We start from the raw sequence: 16,676 nt of genomic DNA on the forward strand, positions 1-16,676 counted from the left end.
GGTCAGCCTTCTCCCAGCACGGCGATGATTTCGAGTTGGATCTGCAGCGGATCGGCCAGGTCGATGCGCAGCGTGTGCCGCGCCGGTCTGCTGGCCTCGTCGGGAAACGTCTCGGTCCAGTACTTGTCGATCACCGGGCGGATCGCCTTGTCCCGCACGAAGACCGTGCACTTGGCCACATCTTCGGGTCGGCCACCGGCTGCCTCCAGCACCCGCCGCAGGTTCGCGAACACCAGTTCCACTTGTTCCTCGGTGCCTTCCGGCACGGAACCGGTGGCCGGGTCGAGCGGGGAGATCCCGCTGGAGGTCAGCAGGTTGCCCACCACGCACGCCTGCGGGATCGGCAGACCGCCGTGATGCAGACCGGGCACTTCGATCGAACGTCGAGCCATGATGTTGTCCTTCCTCCCTAACGCCAGCTGAGAAAGCCCATGCCGCACCCGGTTCCGGCGGCGGACCGCACGATGGGCACGTACTCGGACCAGTCGACCGGCCTGCCTCCATCGCGCCGGCGGCGGTGATCCAGTTCCGGATCTCCGACGATCCGCTGTTGAGCAGGGCGGCCGGCAGGGCGCACAGGGCTTCGGCGTCCTTGCTCACGATCGCGCTGAGCACCTGCCGGTCCAGTGCCTCGTCGACGACGAAATGGCTCAGTCCCCCGGACGCGAGGACGGCGATGCGGGCATCGATGGGCGAGGCGGCGGCCGCCGCGCGCAGGGCACGCCCGAGCTCGAAGCAGCGGCGCGGACTCGGCTGGTTGGGCGGGTAGTAGGTGTTGAGCATGAACGGGATGACCGCGACCGGATCAGGTTGCAGGAACTTGTGAATCGGGAAGCCATAAGCGTGCCCGAACCCGGTCCCGGGCGGCGCGGCGTTCATCCAGGCGATGTCGAAGCCCTCGTTCGTCAGGCCACGAGCCAGGTCATCGGCGAGCGCCGCGTGCCCGGCGAAGGCGAACTCGTCGTCCATCAGGTAACTGCGCGCCGCATCCTTGAGGAACTCCGAATCGTGGTCGTCGAGCAAACCTGTCGACATCGCCGGGGCCGCCGAGATGGCCATCGCCGGCTGGTTGCTCTCGCTGAACAGCTCGCGTTGGTCGTCGCCGACGATCAGCACGACGTCCGGGGCGACGCGCCGGAAGTCCTCGCGCAACCTCGTCAGCGCCGCCTGACAACGCCGCCAGTCGTCCTCCCAGACTTCGGGCGTGCAGCGCTCGTCGAACCGACTCCCTGCCGCTTCCGCGAGCTCGTCGAAGCTGCGAATCACCCCGGTGCTGTCGTAGAGCTCAGGATTGGCGCGATCGTGCTCGGCTCGTTCGGCCCACCAGTGCGGCGGCGCGGCCAGCAGCACACTGTGCGAGGTCGCCGCCCCGAAAACGATCTCTGCCATGGCAATACCCTTCCGTTAGAGTCTGTTTCGACGTGGCTTGCGTGTCACTCGACCACGGTGAACAGCTGCGGATCGCGTGTCGGGGTCGTTCGCAGGGCCTCGCCGGCATCGGTGATCCCCCCGAGATCACCGCCGGCCCCCGACGGCGCCGGCCCGGAATGCAGCAGATGACGCAGGACCTCGGTCAGTTCGGCGCCCAGAGCGGCGGCGGCGCGCCACGCGACATGACGGTCGGGCCGCACGAGCAGCGCACCATCGCTGCCGGTGCCGCGTACGGACGCCCACTCGCCCGACAGGTCGGCTAGCTCGCCGCCGACCTCGACAACGGTGAGCCGGACATCTGTGACGGTCTCGGCCGCGCGCCGCCAGACCGGCCCGCCCGCCGCATCCACGAACAATGTCATGCCCAACGGCGCAACCAGGTCCGATGTGGACACTCGCTGACCGCCGCGGTCCAGCCAGACGTGCGGGATGTGGTGCCCGGGCCGGGCAGTCGGGTGGAATTCGGTGGCGGAGTTGTGTCCGGGCGGTGGTGAGCTGCCGTCAGGGATGACGGCGCCGACTTCGTATGCGAAGCCGGCCTCGATGTTGAGCTGGCTGTAGTCCTCGGCGTTGTGCGCCACCGCGACTGCTGCGGCGTCCCGTCGCCGTGTGCCCTCGGGGGTGTCACTCGCCCATACCGAGATCTGCGCCCAACCGTCCTGTTCGGACTGCCCGTTCTCGAGGCCGAGCGCGGCGGCGACCGGCGCGTGCCGGCCCGCGTTGCGCAGCGAGTGCTCCACGTTGCGCGCGGCGACCGGCATGCGCTCGGACTCGTAGCTGTCCAGCAACGCATCGGAGGCCTCACCGGCGAGGACGGCCGCGATCTTCCAAGCCGGGTTCGCCACATCGCCGATTGCCGTGTTCAGCCCGAAGCCGCCGGTCGGTGGGTGGCGGTGCGCGGCATCGCCGACCAGGAACCGCACTTGTGCCACCGATCCTCCGAAGGGGATTCCCGGTAGATCTGTTCAGCCACTCCGATGTCGTGGAAGGTCTCCATGGTGCGGACGTTGAGCAGATGCGCCCGTGGGAAGTGGGTGGTGAACGCCCGCCGCTCGACCAGTAGGCCACCGACGCCACGCCGCGCTAGCTCCAGAGCGGCAGTCAGCCCGGCCGGGCCCCCGCCGACGATCAGAACCGGGACGTCCACATCGGCGTCGCCGTGCGGCGCGGATCCGCTCATGCGTGAGCTCCACTCAATGACTCTGCCTAGCACGACAGTTGTATTTCGTTGTTTCATAATCGGTTTCGTTGATGTCGGAGGTTGCGGACGTAGGTCTGGTGGCGTCGGCGCCATCGGCAGACAGCGAGTGCGTGGGTGAGGGTGCGGGCTGGGTGAAGGACTATCGCCAGGAGACGGCGGATGTCGGCGACTGTGATTCGGCCCAGCCCGCGTGAGCTTTTGGGTCGGTGGCGGCGGTGACGGCGAGGAAGGCGTGGGCGAGCATGGCCAGGGTGATGTGGCGGTACCAGGGGTGCCATTTGCGGACCTGGTAGTGGTCCAGGCCGCATTGGTCCTTGGCGGCTTGGAAGCATTCTTCGACCGCCCACCTGGCGCCTGCGACGGCCACGACTTGCTCACGGGTGACGGTGGCGGGGTGAAAACACAGGTAGTAGGTGATATCGGTGGGGTCCTCGAGGCTGCGACGGGCCAGCAGGGTCCGCGCGAATCCGGCGGGTAGATCACCGAAGGACGGCAGGGTGGCCCACGCTCAGTCGTATACGCGTTCACCCCGCTCACCGAGCCCGGCCGACACCCTGTGCCATGCTTCGGCGGGTGCGCGGCCGACGAGGGTGTCGACGCGGCGGCGGCCGTCCAGATCGTCCACCGTCTGCCGGATTGGAACTTCCAGGACGTAGGACAGTCGGCGGGTTTCGCAGAAGGCCCGGAACTTCCCGTCGCGCCCGTAGGCCGCATCGGCGGCGACCCATCCGGCGGCCACACCGGCGTCCAGGGTGCGGGCGATCATTGCCTCTGCCAGTCGCGGTTTCGTCAAAACCCCTTGATTGCAACGGGTTTCGGGTATTCCAGCTTCTCGACATCGATCCGGATCACCGATCCACGCCTCGGGGAGATAAAGCTCTCGATCGATCAGGGCACGCCCGGACTTGCCGGCGTAAGCCAGGAACACACCGAGCTGAGAATTTTCCACACGTCCCGCTGTGCCGGAGTATTGCCGCTGGACACCGGCCGATTTCACACCCTTCTTGAGGAATCCCGTCTCGTCCGGCACCAGGACGCCATCCGGGCAGGCCAGCGCCTCGGCCACATACGAGCGCAGACGATCACGCAACTCGTCGGCCTCCCACCGGGCACGGTTCAGCAAATGCTGCAGCCCGTCCGGCCCCACCGCGCCCGCAGCATCGGCCAGCTGCCAGGAGTTCTTGCGCTCCACCGGCGCTAGCAAACCGGTCAGATACGACCGCGCCCACCGCCGCGGCTCGGACCGGAAGAACACTCCCGCCACCCGCGCGAACAGCTCGTCGAACGCCGCCCGCCACGCCGAAACATCCTCGGCTACAACATCATCCAGCACAGACCGACAAACTACCGCAGGATCGAACATCCTGCATCACAACGAAATACAACTGTCGTGCTAGGACTATTGGTAGCCAATATGCCTCTTCTGCGAGGGGTGCGCAAGGGTGAAGTTCCGATCTACCTTGGACAGAAGCTCTTGACAACCGCGGATTGGATACCAATCATGGCTTCCATACTTGCGTTTTGAGATCTCGCCCACATTTGAGAGGAGATTCGATGGCAGTGTCGCCATCCGACCACGATCCGCGCCGTGTGGCCGTACCGAGTTATGCAGGCGATCTGACATGGTCGACGCGATTTCTCTTCCTGGGAGAGGAAAGGACTTCCCGATGACTCCCACTGCCCATGCGACGGAACGTTCCGCGTCGGCCAAGGCGCGGGCACCCGGCGCGCTCGCCCCGCTGGTGCGCGAGGCGTGGTACGTCCTGGCTGCGCGAAACGAGTTCGACCGGTCCCTCAAGCAGCGCTGGATACTGGGTGAGCCGGTCTGCTTCTTCGAGGCCACCGACGGGCAGCTTGTCGTGCTCGACGATCGCTGTGCGCATCGGCGCTTCCCGCTGTCGCGTAGCCATTTGGAAGGCGACGTGATCCGGTGCGGCTATCACGGTTTCGCCTACGGTCCGGACGGGCGATGCCGGTCCGTTCCCGGCGCCGACCCAGGGTCGATCAGCGTGCGCCGCTACCCGACGCTCCAGCGTGGTCCGTGGTCCGTGGGTCTGGATCTGGACCGGTGGCGATCCCGATGCGGCCGACCCCGGCCTGATCCCGTGGCCAGAGCGGGAACTCGACGGCGGCGACTTCGTCACCGGGTACATCCTGAACGCGGCCAACTATGCGATGGTTCACGAGAATCTGCTCGATCTGACGCACCTGGAACACCTGCATGGGATCGGTGAGTCGGAGTTCACCGAGACGGTGCCGGAGCTGTTGCCTGCCGACGAGTTCCCAGCGAGGTTCGCGGACCTGTCCGTGGGGTACTGCAAGGACCTCGAGACCACGCTCAACGCGTTCGCCGCGCCCGCTGGGTGCAACCCCTTGGTGCCGATCCGGCGATCCGGCCGCATGATGTCGGTCACCCCCGCGCTGGACTACGCCATCGAGCGGCTCGAGCCATACGATCCGGCCGCCGCCGACATCCGCAAGGTCGTGATCGCCCACTGTGTCACGCCGGCGGATGAGTCCTCGGCACAACCAGTTCTGGATGTGGTGGCAGGATGTGCCCTTCGCCATCGAGCATGCCGAGATGATCGCGTACGTCCAGCGAGTGTTCGACGAAGACGTCGAGGCTCTGGAATGGATTCAGCAGTACGTGGAGCGCGACGCCAGGCCGGGTGTCGTCGAGCAGAGCGTTCCGGCCGACGTGCCCGGGCTGCGGTTTCGCCGCCTACTTCACCGGCTGGCGACGGCCGAGCAGCGCTGAGCGCAAATCCCAGGCGACAAGGAGCCCCTGATGTCATTGCCCGCCGAGTTCCCGCGTGAGTCCTGGTACGTCGCCGCCCACTCGGAGGAGATCGGGCCGCACCTGCTTGCCCGGACCGTCATGGACGAGCCGATCGTCTTCTACCGCACCGCGAACGGCGAGGTCACGGCGCTGGCCGACCGGTGCGTGCACCGCCGGTACCCGCTCAGCAAGGGCACGCTGTCCGGCGACAGCATTGTCTGCGGCTACCACGGGTTCACCTACGACCCGGCCGGCCGGTGCACAGCCGTCCCGGCGCAGCAGCGGATTCCCCGGACGGCTCGGGTACCGCGATACCCACTCGTGGAACAGGACATGCTGGTCTGGGTGTGGATCGGCGATCCGGAACGAGCGGATCCCGCCGACATTCCGCGGGCGCCCTGGCTCGGTGCCCCCGGGTGGGCTGTCGTGCGCGGGATGGCCCCGCTCGCGGCGCGCGCGGGCCTGTTGCTGGACAACCTGATGGACCTGTCACACGAGACGTACCTGCACGCCGACTACATCGGTAGTGCCGAGGTCGCCGAGACCCCGATCCTGACGACCGTCGACGAGGGCACCGGCGTCGTCCGGGTCGGCCGCCACATGGACGATGCCGAATGTCCGCCCGCCTACCGAGCGACAACGGGGCTACCCGACCGCATTACGCGCTGGCAAGACATCGAGTACCACGCCCCCGGCCTGTACCTGCTGCACTCCCGCGTTGCGCCCATCGGCACCAGCCCGGAACCCGACGGCACGGACCCGGCCGGGTTCCACAACGAGATCGTCTACGCGATCACGCCTGAGACCCGGCGCAGTGCACACGACTTCTGGGCGGTGGCGCGGGATTTTGCGGTCGACAACGACGAGCTGTCGCGCAAGATCGCCGCCGCGCAGACGGCTGTCGTGCAGCAGGATGTGGACGCGCTCGAACTCCTGGAACAGGTAATCAGCGACGAGGCAGCGGGCTACCGGGAACTCAGTGTCAACCTCGACACCGGTGGTCTGGCCGCGCGCCGCCGGCTGGCCCAGCTGACGGTGGGTCGCGAGCGAGGAGCGCCCCGGTGAGTGGGCGCACCTGCCGCGTCCGGTGGGTTCCGGGGACCGACACCCTGCTCGGCACATGTCACTGCTCGGCCCAGCACATCACCGAAGACCCGGTCGACCTGTGGCAGTGGATGGACAGCCATCACCACAATCCCCCCGGCCCGCCACAGGGCGCCGAACCCACCGGCTGGGATCAAGACCTACTCCTTGCAACGAACGGACTCCCGACATGACCGCACTACGGCCCACCCTCATTTTCGTACACGGCGCCTGGCACGGCCCCTGGGCCTGGGACAGGCTCCGCACCGAACTCGGCGACTTCACCACGACCGGCGTCTCCCTCCCCTCCTCCGGACCCGATCCGAGCGCACTCGGCAGCTTCTCCGACGACGTCGCCGCGGTCCGGGCGGCCGTCTCGGCAGTGAACGGTCCCGCGGTCGTGATCGCCCACTCCTACGGTGGAGTACCCGCAACCGAGGCCGCCTGCGGTCTGGAGAACGTCGCCGGAGTGATCTACGTGGCCGCGTTCGTCCTGGACGTCGGCCAGCCCGCGGCTGCGGTGGCGGCCGGCGGGGGCATCCCGGAGTGGTGGGACGTGCATCCCGACGAGGGGTATGTCGATGCCCGGCGGGCAGAGGAGATCTTCTACGGTGATCTCCCCGCGCCCAGCGCCACGGAATATGCCGCGCGGCTCACGCACCAGAGCCTCGCCTCAGGAGCCCAGCCCCTGACCGACGCGGCCTGGAAGTACGTCCCGACGAGCTACGTCGTGTGCGACCTCGACGCCAGCCTGCCGCCCGCGGCCCAGGACGAGATGGCGCAGCGGACCGGGCGCGTGCACCACCTCGCGGCCGGGCACTCGCCGTTCCTGTCCCGACCCGCTGAACTCGCCGAACTGATCCGCGCGGACGTGGCGGACTTCGCGGACTCCCCCATCGTCAACTCATGACCCGCGCCGACAGGAAGGATATCCCGATGACCAGCGACGCCATCGCCCGGGCCTGCCAGCACTCCGTGGGCGATCTCTTGCGCCGCACCGCTTCGCGCTATCCGAGCAAGGTCGCCGTCATCGCCGGGGAACGGCGCGTGACGTACGCGGAGTTCGACGCGAGCGTGAACCGGTGCGCGCACGCATTGGCCGACCGCGGGCTGGGCAAGGGCGACCGGTTGGCGTTGCTGTCGCACAGGGTGGCTCCGGTTCAGCTGCGGCGCTTCTCGGCCACCTCGGTCATGCCGTGCATGAGCTTCTCCAATAGGCCGATGAAGATCGTCTGCTCGGGTTTGGTCAGGGTTCCGGCCCAGGCGCTTTCGCGCCGATTGTGCTCGCGGAAGGCGTCGGTGATGGCGTCGAGGCCGCGATCGGTCAGTGTGATCTGTACCGCCCTCCGATCGTGCTCAGCCTTTTCCCGGGTCACCAGGCCGTCGCGTTCCAGGGTGTTGACCAGCGCCGACACCGTGGCCCGGCTGTTGCCGGAAAGTTCGGCCACGCGCTTGGCCTCGGTGGGACCGGCCAGCCACAGCACGAAGAGGATGCGGAAGCCGGGCCAGCTCCAGCCGCGCGGCCGGTGCACCGAGGATTCCAGGTCGTAGACCAGCGCGCTGGTCACCCGGTGCAGCGTCAGCACCATCCGCATCGCCGTCGGGTCGACCTGGGGGAGTTCCCGATTGGCCTTGTCCACCGCGTAGTCGACGAAGGTCAGGTAGTCGAGGTCGCTGGGGGATTCCGGAGCGGTGGTCATGAGCACAGGGTAATGACGTCTGCCTGGTGCGCGGTGTGACGGGGAGCAGGTCTTGCCATCGGTGTGGTTGGGGCTACACTCGACCCAAATTAATCAAACCATTGACTAATAGAGGGCTGATGACCACGAAGGCTTTCGCCTCGTCGGCGGATCTCGGCGAGAAGGTGCAGACGCTCGAGGTGCTCGCCAACGGTGTGTACGCGCTGACCGCCGAGGGTGACCCCAATATCGGCGCGATCGAGGGCGAGGATTTCGTCGTCTGCTTCGAGGCACTGGCCACCCCGGTCGCGGCGCGCCAGTGGCTGGCCAAGCTGCGTGAGCACACCGATAAGCCGGTCAAATATCTGATCCTGTCGCACTATCACGCGGTGCGAACGCTCGGTGCGAGTGCCTATGACGCGGAAGTGGTCATCGCGCACGACAAGCTCGTCAATCGGTGCCTGCCGTTCGAGACCTTCGCTGGTGTCGTGTACGTGCTCTTCAAATCCGAGAAGGCCAAATGGGCCGCGTAAACTTACCCGCGACCACCTGATGGTGGCGGGGATGCCGCATCGACCTGCCGTTGTGGGCCCGGCCCGAGCACTACGGGCCGGGCTGGCGGCGCATTGTGGGTCAATGACCCACGACATTGCGGTCCGGTTCCTCCCGCCCGGTCGAGTCGAGCAGTCCATCCGTTGTTCGACGACCGGTGACGGTGTTCCTGATTGATGACCGGGAACCCGGACGGCCACCCCGCGCTGCGATACGCTGGGCGTTGTTGAAAGGTGAGCGCACCTGTTGCCTGTGTCCGAGCCTGTGCTGAGTGGATTGCACACAGCTGATGACCGACGATGATTTGTTCCGGACACGCCGCGACGTCATGACTCCGGTCGCGGCGGAATTGAACCTGGCTGGTTTCGAGGACGCAGAAGAGATCGGTCACGGTGGATTCGGCGTGGTCTATCGCTGCGTGCAGGTGGCCCTCGACCGTACGGTCGCGGTGAAGTTGCTGACCGCCGAGTTGGACGAGGAGAACCAGGCGCGGTTCTTCCGCGAGCAGCGGGCGATGGGCCAGCTGACCGGACATCCGAACATCGTCACCGTGCTCCAAACCGGTCTCACCGCGAGCGGCCGTCCCTATCTCGTCATGCCTTACCACCCATTGGATTCGCTGGATGCTTGGATCCGTCGGCAGGGTCCGCTGCGAGCGGAGGAGGTGTTGCGGATCGGAGTGAAGATCGCCGGCGCGCTCGATAGCGCGCACCGGCTCGGGATCGTGCACCGGGATGTGAAGCCGGGAAATATTCTGATCACCGAATACGGCGAGCCGGCTCTCACCGATTTCGGTATCGCACGCATTGCCAGCGGGTTCCAAACAGCTGGCGACAAGTTGACCGGGTCACCGGCGTTCACGGCCCCGGAAGTGCTCGAGGGCGAGGCCCCGGTCCCGGCCGCGGACGTCTACGGGCTCGGCGCCACCCTGTTCTGTGCACTCACCGGACATGCCGCGTTCGAACGGCGTAGCGGAGAGAACGTGGTGGCCCAGTTCGTGCGAATCACCACGCAGCCGGTTCCGCACCTGCGCGCGAGCGGCATTCCCGACGACCTGTCGGCAGCTGTAGCGACGGCAATGAGCCGGGATCCACGCGAGCGGCCCTCGGCCGCGGCGTTCGGGCAAGCCCTCCAGCAAATACAACTGCGCCACGAGTTCAAGATCGACGAGATGGCGTTGCACCTGAAATCTACCGACGAGCAGCAAGACCACCCATCATCAATCCGGGTATGGGCGCCGCCGTCTACGGCGGGAGATTTCGGTAGCATCGCCGAGCTGCCGCTGGAGCTGACCAGTTTCGTCGACCGCCGCGCCGAGATGGCGGAGGTGAAAAGTCTGTTGTCCACCCATCGACTGGTGACGTTGGCCGGGATCGGTGGCGTCGGCAAGACCCGGCTGGCGCTGCGAGCGGCGGCGAACGCTCGACGCGATTTCGCCGATGGGGTGTCGATGATCGAGCTGGCCGACGTGCGCGACCCGTCGATGCTGGTCGAAATCGTGGCGGCCACCTTGGGCCTGAGAGACGATTCGGACGAGCCGATCCATGCGGTTCTGCTCCAGCACCTGTCCTCGCGGGAAATGCTGCTGGTTCTCGACAACTGCGAACAAGTGGTGGCGGCCTCGGCGGAGTTGGTCGAGAAGCTGTTGCTGGCCTGTCCGAATCTGCGGATTCTCGTCACCAGCCGCGAGCCGCTGGATATCGCCGGGGAAGCGACCGTGCGGGTCTCGCCGCTGACGGTCCCGGATCCCGACCACGAGCCCGCATTTCGGGGACTGCCCAAATACGACGCCGTGACATTGTTCGCCGACCGCGCCGCCGCAGTGGTGCCGGGCTTCGAACTCTCCGAGGACAACAAGACCACCGTGGCTCGGATCTGTTCCCGGCTGGACGGATTGCCGCTGGCGATCGAACTCGCGGCGGCTCGGATGCGCGCCATGTCGCCCGAACAGATCCTGCAGCGGCTCACCGACCGGTACGCGCTGCTCACCCGCGGTAGCCGCACCGCGCCGACGCGACAGCAGACGCTGCGGTGGTGCATCGACTGGAGCTACCAGCTGTGCACACCGGTCGAGCAGCGGATATGGGCCCAGTTATCGGTATTCACGAGCGGCTTCGAACTCGATGCCGTCGAGCAGGTGTGCGGTGCCGACTTGGCGCCGGAAAGCCTGCTCGATGCGCTGTCCTCCCTGGTGGACAAGTCGATCGTGATCCGGGAGGAACTCGATGGCGTCGTGCGCTTCCGGATGTTCGAGACCATGCGCGACTACGGTCGGGAGAAGCTGCAGGAGAGCGGCGAGTACCGGGATCTGCGTCGACGCCACCGCGACTGGTACGAGCGATTGGCCCTGGATTCGGAGGCGGGGTGGATCGGCGACCGGCAGCTGGGCTGGCTCGCGCGGCTCGACCGTGAACAACCGAATTTCCGGGAAATGCTCGAGTTCTGCCTTGCCGAAGACAGTGCGGAGGCCGCCGAAGCCGGGCTGCGCACGGCCAACGCCCTACACCTGTATTGGGGCTATCTGGGCCAGTACGGCGAAGGGCGACGTTGGCTCGACCGCATCCTGTCCCATCCCGCCGCGCATTCGATACCCGATCGCGTCAAAGCACTCCATGCGAGCGCAATCATGGCGGCGGTCCAGGGGAACCTAGAACGCGCAGGCGCCCTCGTGGAGCAGGCACACGAGTACGCCGACCACGATTCCAGTCCAATGGTCAAGGCGCTGGTCGACTATGCCGAGGGTGCCACGGCGTTATATCGAGGTGAACCTGCTCGCGCAGTCTCCTTCCTCGAGGCTGTAGTCGAGGTGGCCGGTTCGAACCCGCGAGAGTATCTGTACTTAGCAGCGTCGATCTCGCTCGCTTGGGCGTACGCACTTCAGGGCGATATAGCGCGTGCAATAGAGCATCACGAGCGAGTACTTTCCATCACCGAAGCGTGCGGCGAATCGCTGTTTCGATCGACCACGCTGTGGGGGATCGGCATTACCAGGTGGCAGCAAAGTCGGCGGTCCGACGCACAAGATTTGCTGCTGGAATCGCTGCGAGTCAGCCGGGGGTTGCACAGCCCTTTCGTTGCGTCGCTCGCCCTTGAGGGGCTGGCCTGGACGGTCGCCGACGATAATGGTGAGCGCGCGGCCATTCTGATGGGCGCTGTGCAAAATCTATCGCGGTCCACCTCAGGCACCAAGCTTTTTGCCAACGAGCTATCCCGCTATCACGAGGCATGCGAGCGCACGGTGCGCCGCGCACTGAGTGACCGAGGATTCGATGCGGCATTCCGGCGCGGCCGGACCATGGGGATGAACGCTGCGGTGTCCTATGCCCTGGGTGAACCGCCAACCGCCACACCACACGATTCGGGAATGGCATTGACCAAGCGCGAACTGGAGGTTGCGCACCTCGTCGCCCAAGGACTCACCAACAAACAGATCGCCGCGAAATTGGTGCTCTCCCAACGTACCGCCCAGCACCACGTCGAACACATCCTGAGCAAACTCGGATTCACGTCCCGCACCCAGATCGCGGCCTGGATCGTGGACGACGCCAGACACGACAATCCTTGATCGTCAGACCCGCAATGCTGTTTCGTGCGCAAGCGATCGACGGATTCGGCACACGGCAGGCCTAACGCGCGCCGCGCCGACGGAATTGACTGCGCTGGAACGGTCCGACGTGTTCACCGAAGCCTCGGTATCAAGAATCGGCGATCGGCGAGCTCGCGAGAAGCCGAGTTAGTGCCGTTCCTGGCGGATCGAGGGGCTTCAGCGGTGGTGTGTGCTGCCGCTCCTGGGTCCGCTGCCTGGCGGCTGGGGCAGAGTTTCGAGTGGTCGAGCACATGCTGCCGCGCGCCAAGCGGTCTTGCTTGGCGCGATAGAGCTGCCGGTCCGCCGCGTCCAGCAGCTGTTCGGGTCCCGAGCCGGCGATGCTTGCCACGACCGTGCCGACACTGGCCGAGACCGCGATCTCGCATCCTTCGACGACGACGGGCGCTGACAGTGCTGTCAGGAGCGCGTCGGCTGCGGTGGCGACGCAGTCTTCGTCGACCGGTGATGGTACGAGCACGACGAACTCGTCGCCGCCGAGGCGGGCGATCGTGCAATCCTGGCGGATCCGGGCACTATGAAGGCGATCGGCAACGATGCGCAAGACCTCGTCGCCGATGCGGTGGCCGTAGTGGTCATTGATTTGTTTGAAGTGATCCAGGTCCGCGAAACACAGGCCGATGAGGTCTGCGCTGGTAGCGGTGTCGGCGAGCGCGTCCATCCGTTCGAGTAGATGGCGACGGTTGGGCAGGCCGGTGAGCGGGTCGTGCCGGGCCTGCTTGTGCAGCTCTTCCTCAAGCAGGTGGCGTTCGGTCACGTCCTCGCCAACAGCCAGCAGATAATCGGCCTGCGTACCGGATCCCCGGACATAGGAGATGGTGAACGCTACCCATTTCGTGCTGCCGTCCGGGTTGAGCGCGCGGCTCTCGATCTTCACCATGCCGCCCCGCGCCCGAACCAGCTTGTCGTACACCAATGTGTTGATCTTGGCGGTATCCAAGGGATGTGCGAAGTGACGTACCGAAATCCCTCTCAGTTTCTCGACGGGGACGCCGATCATCTGCGCCAGGCCACGGTTGGCGTCGATCAGGGTGCCACGAATATCGCCAACAGCAATCGCTACGGCCGTGTTGTCGAGTAGGAGGCGCAGGAAATCGCCGGCACTGTGGCGGTCGCGCCAGACATCGTCGCGCTTCCCTGCGGTCGGCGCCTGCTGGAACCGCTCCTGGAAGCCGCACCCGACAGCGGCGAGCAGGGCAGCTACGCGGGCTACGGCATCGGGCCGTCCGCTGTCGTCGGCCACTTGGCACAGTACCCGCGCGGATGCGACGGGCACGGCCGGATCGAGCAGTCCCGCCGCGGCCAGTGCGTATCCGACTGCCGCGCCGATCCTCTCGTCGAAGGGATCGGCCTCTACCCCCGCTGTGAACACATCGTATAGCTGTCCCAGCAACGTTGCGGCATCCGATGTCGGACCGGGCGCACCGGCGATGTCGAGAGCACGCTGCCATTGCGCGATCAGCGCGGAACGTCGCTGTTCCTGCATGGTGGTTCCTTGCTTGTAGCCGCTGAGGGCATAAACCGCTGGTGAGAGAACCCACGATAAAGGTCGGCGGTGCGCGGAGATGGGATTTCGGTGAGCTTGCAAACCGATGGGTCGGATCGGCACTGGACTTAAGGTCGAGGCGGCGTGGCCCTCTTCGGCCTCGGCGAGCTCGGCCTCGACAAGCGGAATGTTGACGGTCACGTGACTTCGCTTGCAGCAGTGGGCTTTTGCTCGATTCCTTGGTGCGTCGAGGTCGCAAGAACGCAGGCCATGCCGTGCCGACATTGATCGAAGAAGGTGTAGGTGCTGAATCTGACCGAGGTCATATTGCTGCCAAGGTGCGCGCGCTCGGTGATGCACTCACCGCACGCTATGCCACCTCCGAGACCCGGGCAGCCGCGCGCGGCGAGTGCGAAACGCTGGCGCGTGCGATGACCGCGGAGAATTCAGAGCACCGGAAGACCAGGAACGAACCTGAGAGATCCGGAGGTTCCTTAACGAGATCTGGCGATGATCCCGCCCTCGTCACAGCGCACATCGATGTCATGGGCGACTTCATGACCCAGGTCTGTCGGCTTCGCCGACTGTGGCACAGGATTCGGCGGATCCATTCGGATAGCCGCTCGCACTCAGCGCATTCCCCAAGCGATTTGGAGCACATCGAATATCGCTGAATTTCGACGCAAAGCCGGCACATCGAGTATCTGAGACTCACGCTTCGTATGTCATAAGTCGACCGGCGGCATTCTTGAGTATGCAATTCCGGCGTTCGGGGGTGTCGGGTGATCTCGTAGGGAACGAACATCTCGAATTCTTAGGGTTCAGGCGCAGCGTGGCCGAGAAAGTGCTCGTCGACGATGTTGCGTTGAAGTTCGGATGTTTCGCCCGCGATCATGCCGAGTTGCGGCCTCCGGATCGGCACCCACGAACGTTGACAGCGCATCACGCTTCGTGGGTTTCGGCGCCGCACTAGGTTGTGTCTCCCAATGAGATGGATCGGTCGGCCCCATGTTCGGGGTCGATCGTGCATCATGTTCGCCGTGGCGACCGCGATCAGTGATCGATGCCGGGTTCTGACCGACAAACAGTGGGAATTGCTGGAGTTGCTGCTGCCGAAATCCGAAGGCCACGTGGGCCGTAACTTCGCCAACAACCGCCTGGTGGTCGAGGGAATGCTGTACCGGCTGCGCACCCGCCTGCCGTGGCGGGACCTGCCCGAGCACTTCGGGCCCTGGCAGACAGTGTGGAAACGACACGGCCGCTATGCCGCCGACGGCACCTGGGACCGGGTGCTGACAGCGCTGGTCGCGTCGGCTGATACCACCGGCGACCTGGACTGGGTGGTGTCGGTCGACTCGACGATCGTGCGGGCGCACCAGCACGCCGCCGGCGCGGCCGCCGACTCGGTGAGCGGGCTATGAACCGACCGACCACGCGATCGGGCGCTCCCGCGGCGGGTTGAGCACCAAAGTGCATCTGGCCACCGACGGCGCTGGTCGCGGCCTGGCCGTGCTGCTCACGCCCGGCCAAACCAACGACTCGCCGTTGCTGCCGCCACTGCTGGACGCGATCGCGGTGCCGCGCCCTGCAGGGCGGGCCGCCGCGACACAATCCGGATGTGGTGATCGCCGACCGTGCCTACTCCGCGGCGTCGAACCGAACCCTGCTGCGGCGCACGCGCGTCCAGACCCGTGATACCCGAACGCTGCGATCAGGTCGCCAATCGCAAGCGCAAGGGCCGCAACGGTGGTCGCGCACCGCCCTTCGATGCTGAGATCTACAAGCGGCGCAACGTCATCGAACGCGCCTTCAACAGGGCCAAACACTGGCGCGCGGTCGCCACGCGCTTCGACAAGCTCGCGATCACCTACCGTGCCGGATTCGTCCTAGCCCTCATGGTCGAATGGCTCAAATCATTGGGAGACACAACCTAGCGCGGTGGATACCGGCGGCTCGAAGGACGATGCGGGGCCTGTCGGCTGGAGTGGTGGACCACGATCAAAGCGAACGGCCCGGGGAACACGCTGGGAAGCACTGCTTCCGACGTCATGCCCCGGGCCTACTCGGCGGGTGGCGCGTTACGCGCAGGTCGACCGAATCTTATTGAGGGAACTGAGGATCTGTGGGGCCGCAGACGGCGAGCTAGCCGCCTGAACAGCGCTGATATATGAGTCGAGTGCAGCTTGCCCCTCGGCGGTGACGAGACTGGAGCGCTGCCCCTGCAGCTGCCCGACGTACGAATCCCGGGCAGCTGTTGCTTCGTCCACCGGCAGACTCTGCAGCGGGGTCAGGGTTGTGATGGCGTTGGCGGCTATCGGGGTGAGGACCGCGCAATCCGATGCGAGATCGCCGGTCGGTTCGGCCTGGACGGTTGATGACACGGCACCGGTAAGCGCGATAGCGGTGGCCACTGCCGCCATGAATCCCATGGCGTTTCATTTTATCATAGCAATCTCCATTGATGGCGTCGCTCGCCTGCCGTGTTGATCCGCTGGAATACGCGGCCGGGAGCGTAAGAAAACGGTTTTGTAGACTATGTCGCCAGGCACGCATATTCGGATCGAGATTCGATCGTGCCTAATAATTGGCCGGGCTGTCCTTCTCTCCGAGCCTTCCTTATGACCGATTACCGACCACCACCCGAGCGCGACCAGTGAATCGTATCGGCTCCAGTTCGGGGCCGTCTACCTTTATCGGTTGTCATGACACACAGGTTGCTACCGATGTTTTTCTGTTATTCCACACCGACCTTCCGGCGCTGCGTTCGACCGGCCCTTCATGGCGAACCCTCGATGCCGAGCGGATCGGCGGATGACCCGAGTCGGCCCGCCTGCGGTAAGTGCGGGCGACGAGCGCGGAGT

13 protein-coding genes and 5 pseudogenes are annotated in these 16,676 nt (G+C 65.8%); 10 read left to right on the plus strand and 8 right to left on the minus strand.

The annotated features are described in order from the left end of the window. Positions 1-2: 2 nt before the first annotated feature. From ACIBI6_RS40115 to ACIBI6_RS40135, 5 genes and pseudogenes are all read right to left on the minus strand, one after another. Positions 3-392, minus strand: a complete 390-nt coding sequence (locus tag ACIBI6_RS40115; protein ID WP_329406748.1) for a RidA family protein — start codon at positions 390-392, stop codon at positions 3-5. A gap of 115 nt (positions 393-507) precedes the next feature. Then, positions 508-1,389 (minus strand): annotated as a pseudogene (locus ACIBI6_RS40120) (hypothetical protein); the annotation flags it as partial. A 44-nt stretch (positions 1,390-1,433) separates the two neighbouring features. Next, positions 1,434-2,363 carry an FAD-dependent monooxygenase gene (locus tag ACIBI6_RS40125; RefSeq protein ID WP_396960365.1) on the minus strand — a complete coding sequence of 310 codons (930 nt, stop codon included), beginning with the start codon at positions 2,361-2,363 and terminating at the stop codon, positions 1,434-1,436. Then, positions 2,294-2,611 (minus strand): FAD-dependent monooxygenase, encoded by a 318-nt coding sequence (locus tag ACIBI6_RS40130; protein WP_329406754.1) that lies wholly within the window; start codon positions 2,609-2,611, stop codon positions 2,294-2,296. Before ACIBI6_RS40130 ends, ACIBI6_RS40125 begins: the two co-directional genes overlap by 70 nt. 160 nt (positions 2,612-2,771) lie before the next feature. Next, positions 2,772-3,965: pseudogene (locus ACIBI6_RS40135) on the minus strand (IS701 family transposase). Positions 3,966-4,299: 334 nt separating this feature from the next. On the opposite strand from ACIBI6_RS40135, the gene ACIBI6_RS40140 reads away from it, so the two are divergent. From ACIBI6_RS40140 to ACIBI6_RS40170, 7 genes and pseudogenes are all read left to right on the plus strand, one after another. Continuing rightward, positions 4,300-4,866: a Rieske 2Fe-2S domain-containing protein gene (locus ACIBI6_RS40140; protein ID WP_396960368.1), complete on the plus strand. Its 567-nt coding sequence runs from the start codon at positions 4,300-4,302 to the stop codon at positions 4,864-4,866. Next, positions 4,808-5,095, plus strand: a pseudogene (locus ACIBI6_RS40145) (hypothetical protein); the annotation flags it as partial. The gene ACIBI6_RS40140 and the pseudogene ACIBI6_RS40145, both read left to right, overlap by 59 nt. Positions 5,096-5,144: 49 nt before the next feature. Beyond that, positions 5,145-5,390 carry a hypothetical protein gene (locus tag ACIBI6_RS40150; RefSeq protein WP_329406760.1) on the plus strand — a complete coding sequence of 82 codons (246 nt, stop codon included), beginning with the start codon at positions 5,145-5,147 and terminating at the stop codon, positions 5,388-5,390. 30 nt (positions 5,391-5,420) lie between these two features. Next, a complete protein-coding gene (locus tag ACIBI6_RS40155; RefSeq protein ID WP_364359888.1) occupies positions 5,421-6,476 on the plus strand; it encodes an aromatic ring-hydroxylating dioxygenase subunit alpha in 1,056 nt (351 codons plus the stop codon). Next, the gene (locus ACIBI6_RS40160) at positions 6,473-6,688 is read left to right on the plus strand and encodes a hypothetical protein (protein ID WP_329406765.1); all 216 of its coding nucleotides are present in this window, start codon (positions 6,473-6,475) and stop codon (positions 6,686-6,688) included. Before ACIBI6_RS40155 ends, ACIBI6_RS40160 begins: the two co-directional genes overlap by 4 nt. After that, the gene (locus ACIBI6_RS40165) at positions 6,685-7,404 is read left to right on the plus strand and encodes an alpha/beta hydrolase (RefSeq protein ID WP_396960371.1); all 720 of its coding nucleotides are present in this window, start codon (positions 6,685-6,687) and stop codon (positions 7,402-7,404) included. The genes ACIBI6_RS40160 and ACIBI6_RS40165 overlap by 4 nt, the downstream gene beginning before the upstream one ends. Positions 7,405-7,430: 26 nt before the next feature. Then, a pseudogene (locus ACIBI6_RS40170) lies at positions 7,431-7,634 on the plus strand (AMP-binding protein); the annotation flags it as partial. 20 nt (positions 7,635-7,654) lie between these two features. Here the strand turns inward: ACIBI6_RS40170 and ACIBI6_RS40175 are convergent. Next, positions 7,655-8,194, minus strand: a complete 540-nt coding sequence (locus ACIBI6_RS40175) for a MarR family transcriptional regulator (RefSeq protein WP_327099060.1) — start codon at positions 8,192-8,194, stop codon at positions 7,655-7,657. A 119-nt stretch (positions 8,195-8,313) separates the two neighbouring features. On the opposite strand from ACIBI6_RS40175, the gene ACIBI6_RS40180 reads away from it, so the two are divergent. Both ACIBI6_RS40180 and ACIBI6_RS40185 read left to right on the plus strand, forming a co-directional pair. After that, positions 8,314-8,706 (plus strand): hypothetical protein, encoded by a 393-nt coding sequence (locus tag ACIBI6_RS40180; RefSeq protein ID WP_396960373.1) that lies wholly within the window; start codon positions 8,314-8,316, stop codon positions 8,704-8,706. Between the two features lie 308 nt (positions 8,707-9,014). Continuing rightward, positions 9,015-12,290 (plus strand): protein kinase, encoded by a 3,276-nt coding sequence (locus ACIBI6_RS40185; protein WP_329406775.1) that lies wholly within the window; start codon positions 9,015-9,017, stop codon positions 12,288-12,290. 130 nt (positions 12,291-12,420) lie between these two features. Here the strand turns inward: ACIBI6_RS40185 and ACIBI6_RS40190 are convergent, their stop codons facing one another. Then, positions 12,421-14,016, minus strand: coding sequence for a sensor domain-containing diguanylate cyclase (locus tag ACIBI6_RS40190; RefSeq protein ID WP_329406777.1), 1,596 nt, complete (start codon positions 14,014-14,016; stop codon positions 12,421-12,423). An 830-nt stretch (positions 14,017-14,846) separates the two neighbouring features. On the opposite strand from ACIBI6_RS40190, the pseudogene ACIBI6_RS40195 reads away from it, so the two are divergent. Continuing rightward, positions 14,847-15,749: pseudogene (locus ACIBI6_RS40195) on the plus strand (IS5 family transposase). A gap of 144 nt (positions 15,750-15,893) precedes the next feature. Here ACIBI6_RS40195 and ACIBI6_RS40200 read toward each other — a convergent pair. Next, positions 15,894-16,244: a hypothetical protein gene (locus tag ACIBI6_RS40200; RefSeq protein WP_396960376.1), complete on the minus strand. Its 351-nt coding sequence runs from the start codon at positions 16,242-16,244 to the stop codon at positions 15,894-15,896. Between the last annotated feature and the right edge of the window lie 432 nt (positions 16,245-16,676).

This window comes from Nocardia sp. NPDC050412 (assembly GCF_044458825.1).
Taxonomy (GTDB): Bacteria; Actinomycetota; Actinomycetes; order Mycobacteriales; family Mycobacteriaceae; genus Nocardia.